The following is a 6866-nucleotide window of genomic DNA, read 5'->3' on the forward strand; positions in this document are numbered from 1 at the left end:
TTCCTCAACCGACGGTACCGCGTGCAGCGCTGCTCAGCTCTGCGGGCTACTGAAGGCCGCCGCCATCTCGCGTGCGCGCTTGGTGTCGTCGCGGTGCAGGTAGGTCGAGGTGGTGGAGATCGAGGCGTGGCGCAGGTTGTCCCTGACGGTGGTGAGCTCGGCGCCAAGCTCGAGGGCGTGCGAGGCGTGGGTATGTCTTGTCCAGTGCGGGCTGGCCCGGCGCAGCTTCTCGGCCAGCTGCGGGTTGTCGCCTTCGATGCTGCCGGCGGCCGTGGCGAAGAAGCGCCGCATCAGCGCCCACAGGCGCGCCGTCGTGATGCCACCGGCCTCGTCGGCCAGGCGGCCCACCAGCGGCGTGTCGGGCATCCAGCGCGTGGGCGTCACGGGCAGCCCACGCTGCACCAGGTAGCGCTCCAGGGCGGTGAGGGCCAGCGGCGGCAGGGCCACCTTGCCGGCCTTGGCGCCCTTGCCCACGAGGTGCAGCCACGACTCCTGCCGTGCGTCGGTCTCGATGGCGCCCAGCGTGGCGCCCACCAGTTCGCTCGCGCGCAAGCCCGTGGCATAGGCGAAGTCCAGCACGAAGCGCAGCCGCTGCGCGGCCGGCACGCTCCAGCCGTAGGACCACTCCAGGCCGTCGGCGATGACGCGCAGCAGCCGCCACTCAGGCAGAGAGAAGCCGCGTGCGGTGTCCAGCGGCGCCGTCGATGACGCACCGCGCACCTTCATGCCCGCAAAGGGGTTGGCCAGCACGTAGCGCTGCTCGACCAGCCAGCGAAACAGCGCCCCCAGCACCGACACCGTGTACTTGATGGAGCGCGCCGACAGTGCTCCGGCAAAGGGTTTCCATTCTGGCGAGCGCCGGGGCCGTGGCGGCCCGATCCATCGCGCCGCGGGCATGGGCCGGCGCAGAAACGCGCGGTAGGCGGTGGCGTCCTCGGTGGCCAGTGACGACAGCGCCTTGCCGCGCTCCAGCACCGCCCACAGGATCAGCCGCTCCGCCTCCTTGCGGTAGGCGCGTCGCGTGGCCTCGGACTCATGGCGCTCCAGCCAGGCCTGCACGGCGGCGTAGTCGTCGCGGGCGTCGAGCGCGCAGCTCTCGCGCGGAGCGCGGAAACGCCCCTGTGAGCCGTCGAGTTCCTGCGGCAGCGCGATGCGCTCCCAGGGCTGTACGTCCGTGGCCGGCGCCGCCACCAGCGCGCGGGCGCGCTCGGTGAGCGCGGGGTGCGCGGCGAAAAAGTCCTCCAGCTGACGCGCGCCCATGGCGCCCAGCCCGGGCACGGCCGTCCACCAGCGCCGGCGCCGCGGCACGCGCAGCGTCAGCGCCGCCAGCGTGTCGATGCCCGCAGCCTGCAGCGCGGCGGCAATGCGCGCGGGCAGCCACCGCTCCACCCGGTCACCGATGAGCGGCTGCGGCGGGGGCAGCGCGCGCAGTGTCTCGATGGCCTGCGCCACGGCGCGGGCGTGGGCCGCGTCGCCACGGTGCTCCATGGCGAAGGTTTCGGCCAGGTCGGGCCGCTGGCGCGAGCGCGCCAGGCGCTGCAGCTGGCGCCGGATGCCCCCGAGCACGCCGCGCGCCGATGCGCCATCAACCAGGGCATGCGGCAGGTACTGCTCGACGGCTGAGCGCGCCGAAAGCCCTTCGTGCCACGCACGCAGCGCGGCCAGCGCGGCGGCGTCGGGCAGGGCGTCGGCCGACGCCGGGGTGTCGCTCATTTTGTGAGGTGCAAGTTTGTCCACCCCAGCATGCTATAGCGATAAGAAAAGTTATCTCGATAGTTGCATTCCTGTGCAAGCCTGGTGCATGCCGAGCGGCGTTCCCACAACTAAAGTTGTTCCTATGCGCCAACTAAAGTTGTTGCTATAGGGGCTCCGCCGTCCAAGGCAACGGGTCAACGTACGCCCGTTGAGCTTCCAAGGCAACTCCAACGGCTTGCGGCCGGTCACGGCGGCGGGACGCCGAAGGCCTCGGCCATCTCCCGTGCGCGCTTGGTGTCGTCGCCGTGCAGGTAGGTCGAGGTGGTGGCGATCGAGGCGTGGCGCAGGTTGTCGCGCACGGTGGTGAGCTCGGCGCCGCGCTCCAGGGCATGGGTGGCGTGTGTATGCCTTGTCCAGTGCGGGCTGGCACGGCGCAGCTTCTCCGCCAGCTGCGGATTGTCGCCCTCGATCACACTGGCCGCGGTGGCGAAGAAGCGCCGCATCAGCGCCCACAGACGCGTCGCCGTGATGCCGCCACTGGCCTCGTTGGCCAGGCGCCCCACCAGCGGCGTGTCGGGCGCCCAGCGTGCGGGCGTCACGGGCAGCCCCCGCTGCACCAGGTAGCGCTCCAGCGCGGTGAGGGCCAGCGGCGGCAGGGCCACCTTGCCGGCCTTGGCGCCCTTGCCCACGAGGTGCAGCCACGACTCCTGCCGCGCGTCGGTCTCGATGGCGCCCAGCGTGGCGCCTACCAGCTCGCTGGCACGCAGTCCCGTGGCGTAGGCGAAGTCCAGCACGAATCGCAGGCGCTGCCCCGCCGGCGCGCTCCAGCCGTAGGACCATTCCAGCCCATCGGCGATGACGCGCAGCAGCCGCCACTCCGGCTGCGAGAAGCCGCGCCCGACGTCCAGCGGCGCGATGGTCGAGGCCCCGCGCACCTTCAGTCCGGCGAAGGGGTTGGCCAGCACGTAGTGCTGCTCGACCAGCCACCGGAACAGCGCGCCCAGCACCGAGAGCGTGTACTTGATGGAGCGCGCCGACAGCGCTCCAGCGAAGGGCCGCCACTCCGCAGAGTGGCGCGGCCGTGGCGGCCCAACCCAGCGCGCCACCGGCGCAGGCCGACGCAGGAACGCGCGGTATGCGGAAGCGTCCTCGACGGCCAGCGACGACAGCGCCTTGCCGCGCTCCAGCACCGACCAAAGGATCAACCTCTCGGCTTCCTTGCGGTACGCGCGCTGTGTGGCCTGTGCCTCGTGCCGGTCCAGCCAGGCCTGCACCGCGGCATAGTCGTCGCGGGCATCGAGCGCGCAGCTCTGGCGCGGGGCGCGGAAGCGCCCGAGCGAGCCGTCGAGATCCTGCGGCACCACGATGTGCTCCCACGGCTGCACATCCGTGGTGCGCACCACGACCAGGGCGCGAGCCCGCTCGGTGAGCTCGGGATGCGTGGCGAAGAAGGCCTCCACCTGACGTGCGCCCGCGGCGCCCAGCCCTGGGATGGTCGCCCACCAGCGCCGGCGCCGCGGCACGCGCAGCGTCAGCGCCGCCAGCGTGTCGATGCCCGCGGCCTTCAGCGCCGCGGCAACACGCACGCTCAGCCAGTGCTCGACGCGGTCGCCGATGAGCGGCTGCGCCGGCGGCAGTTCACGCAGGATCTCGATGGCCCGCGCCACGGCACGGGCGTGGGCGGCGTCGCCGCGGTGCTCCACGTCGAAGACCTGGGCCAAGTCCGGCCGCTGTCGTGCGCGTGCCAGGTGCTGCAGCTGCCGGCGGATGTCCCCCAGCACTCCACGCGCTGATGCGCCATCGCCCAGCGACTGCGGCAGGTACTGCTCCACGGCTGCGCGCGTGGGCAGCCCCTCGTGCCAGGCACGCAACGCCGCCAGTGCGGCGGCGTCGGGCAGCTCGTTGGCCGTGGCCGGGGTGTGGCGTGTTCTACGCATGGTGAGTTTGCCCCTGCAACAACGCTACAGCGATAAGACGGCTTATCTCCTGCATGGCGTCGATTGGCATCAGGCGCGGACATTCCACGGGTGCCGTGGTGACTGCCGCACAGCCGCATCCACCCATGCGAACAACGACTCCCGCTCGTGGTGTCGGGCCGCGCTGATGTTGAGTCCTGCGTCGTTGAGGAAGAACTCGGTTATGAGCCAGCTGCTGGCGGACCAGAAGCCCCGCCTCTCGCGAATGCGCAGCATCTCCTCGTGCAGCCGCTGGGTGCCAGACAGCTCCACGGGCCGCGGTGTCACGGGCATCACATGCCGGCGCGGCTCATGGTCGGCACTGCCGTAGACCTTGATGTGGTTGCGCACAGCAGCGCGCAGCGCCTCCATGGCTTGTGCGGGCGTGCTGCCCAGGGCCTGCATCGCGACTTGGCAATGCCTGGCGACAACGATGCCGTCCGCCGACGTGAAGAGCCAGAAGTGCGGCCGTGCTTGGGCAATACCCAGCAGCCGATGGCGCTTGAAGGCGCCGTGCGCAGGCGAGCGCGAAGGCGCGACGAACCAACCGTCCCGGTCGGACCAGGTCAGGCAAGGCCCCTGGCAGGCGCGAAGCACGGTGTCCTGGGCTTGCGTGACCATGTGCCGGCGCTGGAGCTTGTCAGACCGCGGCGGCACGCCCATCACGGTGCCGGCAGCGGCAATGCCCACGAAGCACGCGCGAGAGTCGGCATCAATGGTGGCGGCTCCTGTGCACAGCGCCAAGGTGCTGCAGCAGTTGCGTTCCCAGTCGGCAACGCCGGTGTAGGCCATCATGACGGCGCGGCTCAGTGCATGGCTCCAGAGCGTTGACAGTACCCAGGCGGCGGCATGCTCATCGAGCCAGCGGCGCTGGGATTCATCGATCTGTGCGTATACGGACCTTGCCTGCCCGGCTGGGTCGAACGCCAGCTGCTGGTCGCGCAGCACCCGCATCGGCTGCTCCGTGGGCATCTGCCGGTACGGCCAACGCCGTTCCTCGACGTGCTCCTCGACTTGCCGGGCCCACATGAGCTCGGCCAGCGACAGCACGGCACGTGGCTGGCCGGCGAGCATGCGGGCAATCTCCAGAACGTTGCCCGACTGCATGAACTTGGTGACCCAGCGCTTGCTGCGTCCCACGACGACATGGCGGCGCAGGTGGCGCGCCATGGCGCGGTAGACCAGACGCAGCGGCGTGGCGTCCAGGCTGCGCTCAGGCGGCTTGGCGGTGCGCGTACCGTGCTTGGTGGGCCTGGCGGCTGCGCGGCCCTTGCAGACCCTGGCCGTGTAGGCCGGCTGTGCCGGTGGTTGCAGGAAGCACTCCGGGTAGTCGATGTCCAGCGCGCTGCACCACACGCAGATGGAGCGCAGCCACGTGGCGTCGCCGTCATGCTGCTGTGCCTGGTCAGGGTGCTGCAGCATGGCGATGCGGGCGCACTGCCGCAGCCAGCGCACGGCTGGGTCCAGGGCCATGGTTGCACCGGGGCGCAGCGTGGGACGCCGGCAGGTCTCGGAGGTGAAGAAGACGAACCTGCCGCAGGGACAACAAGCGGCGCTGAGGCAGTCCCGCGCCGTGAACCGGGCGCTGAAGCCGCGGCCGCAGTGGCAATGGCTGCGCAACGGCAGGCCGTGGATCGGACAGGCGCCCAGCAGCCGCAACGACAGCAGAGCGCTGTGGTAACCGTCGGCCAGGCAGGCCGGGCACACACGCATGCCTGGCGTGAAGAGGAAGCGCATCCAAGGCGCCGCGCGGCCCATGTGCGACCAGGCCAGGGCCTGCGGTGCCTCGCCCAGCAGCCGCTCCAGCGCCTGCGTGTCGATGGCATCGTCGTCGTTGTGCAGCAGGTCCGGCACGGGGCCGTGCCTGACCGAGACTGCAGGTACGAGCCGCCCCAGGTCCATCATGCGCAGCCGGTTGAGACAGGCCACCCGGCGCAGCGTGTGCCACAGCGAGGCGTAGGGCGGGATGCTGCCTGGGTGCCAGGTCAGCTGCGCGATGCCGCTCATGGCGAGACAGGCCGCGCATGCGAGCGCAGCCGGGGGGCTGCTGCCGACACCATGGCCATGAGGTTGCGGTGCCCGCAGCCCTGCACGATGGCGCGCCAGGACGCAGCCGAGGTCACCTCGCGCAGCCGCGCGCCGCCGCCCAGGCGCAGCAGCGCGTGGCGGCAGGCCTGCGCCACGGTCTTCATCGGGTACTCGCTCGGGCCGGCGTAGCGCGCGGGCAGCTCCTCCTGCATGGCGGCCATGAGCGCGCCGGCCTGGTCGCGCATGCGCAATCCTTCGCCCCAGGCCTGTGGCGCGATACCGGCGGTGTAGGACAGCCCCGAGCCCGCGGGCCATTCGGTGCCGTCGTCGTAGCCCGACATCACGTAGGCCAGCTCCTCAACGCTGCGTACGCCGTGGAAGGGACGTGCGTCGAGCATGAAGCGTGCGGCCACGTGCGCGCCGCCCGAGAGCGCCATGCCCATGGGCTCGTCGAAGAACTGCAGCGACGCCACCGAGAACACGCACAGCCGCGTGCGCTGCTTCTCCAGCAGGCTGTGCAGTTCCACCAGCCACAGCCACTCGCGCTGCGTCATGCCCTGCGCCTCGTCGATGACCAGCACCACGAAGCGTCCGCCGCCTTCGGGCCGCCAGGGCCATCCAGCGCTCGACGAGCATGTGCTGGCGGTCCAGCGGACTGCGCTTGGCCGTGGCCAGCGGATGGCGGCTGGCCGCCAGCAGCTGCGCGTAAAAGCTGCCCACGGAGTGCGCGCTGCCGCAGTCGGTGTGGCTCCACACCACGAGGGGCAGGTGGTGACCGTAGCGCTCGGACAGCAGCCGCTGCAGCCAGTGGTCCACGGCGCTGGACTTGCCGAAGCGCGAGGGGCCGAAGATGGTGGCGCCGTCCACCTGGTCGTCGATCCAGCCGCCGATGGTGGCAGCCATCTCATGGATGGCCGGCGTGAAGAGCGAGTAGTCGCGCGTGACCAGCGGGTGCTCGCGCGGGATCTGAGGCGACAGCAGCGGCGCTGTGGCCGGATCGTCGTTCACCACTGCTGCGCCTTGCGCATCGGCGGCAGTGCCACGCTCGCCGCGACGGTGGTCGGTGCTGCAGGCTGCGTGGCTTCGGGCGGTGCGAGCGCTGGCTCGGCTTCGGCGCCGAGCTCGCGCGCGTTGGCGCTGAGCACGCGCCGCGCCTCCAGGTAGGCCGGGTGCGCGGGCAGCTTGCGC

4 protein-coding genes and 1 pseudogene are annotated in these 6866 nt (G+C 71.3%); all 5 read right to left on the minus strand.

What is annotated here, in order from left to right; genetic code table 11:
• Positions 1-33 precede the first annotated feature (33 nt).
• Positions 34-1713, minus strand: a complete 1680-nt coding sequence (locus Q0741_RS25800) for a site-specific integrase (RefSeq protein WP_298236061.1) — start codon at positions 1711-1713, stop codon at positions 34-36.
• Positions 1714-1940: 227 nt separating this feature from the next.
• The gene (locus Q0741_RS25805) at positions 1941-3632 is read right to left on the minus strand and encodes a site-specific integrase (RefSeq protein ID WP_298236062.1); all 1692 of its coding nucleotides are present in this window, start codon (positions 3630-3632) and stop codon (positions 1941-1943) included.
• Between the two features lie 69 nt (positions 3633-3701).
• Positions 3702-5657 carry a hypothetical protein gene (locus tag Q0741_RS25810; protein WP_298236063.1) on the minus strand — a complete coding sequence of 652 codons (1956 nt, stop codon included), beginning with the start codon at positions 5655-5657 and terminating at the stop codon, positions 3702-3704.
• Entirely contained in the window at positions 5654-6262 is a 609-nt protein-coding gene (locus Q0741_RS25815) for a hypothetical protein (RefSeq protein WP_298236064.1), read from the minus strand. The genes Q0741_RS25810 and Q0741_RS25815 overlap by 4 nt, the downstream gene beginning before the upstream one ends.
• A gap of 420 nt (positions 6263-6682) precedes the next feature.
• A pseudogene (locus Q0741_RS25820) lies at positions 6683-6866 on the minus strand (hypothetical protein); the annotation flags it as partial.

The organism is uncultured Azohydromonas sp., from assembly GCF_937926365.1.
GTDB lineage: Bacteria > Pseudomonadota > Gammaproteobacteria > Burkholderiales > Burkholderiaceae_C > Azohydromonas.

What these genes read in the sequence shown, in the direction of transcription:
- Q0741_RS25800 (WP_298236061.1), bottom strand. Translation starts at nt 1,713, where the DNA reads ATGAGCGACACCCCGGCGTCGGCCGACGCCCTGCCCGACGCCGCCGCG.
- Q0741_RS25805 (WP_298236062.1), bottom strand. Translation starts at nt 3,632, where the DNA reads ATGCGTAGAACACGCCACACCCCGGCCACGGCCAACGAGCTGCCCGAC.
- Q0741_RS25810 (WP_298236063.1), bottom strand. Translation starts at nt 5,657, where the DNA reads ATGAGCGGCATCGCGCAGCTGACCTGGCACCCAGGCAGCATCCCGCCC.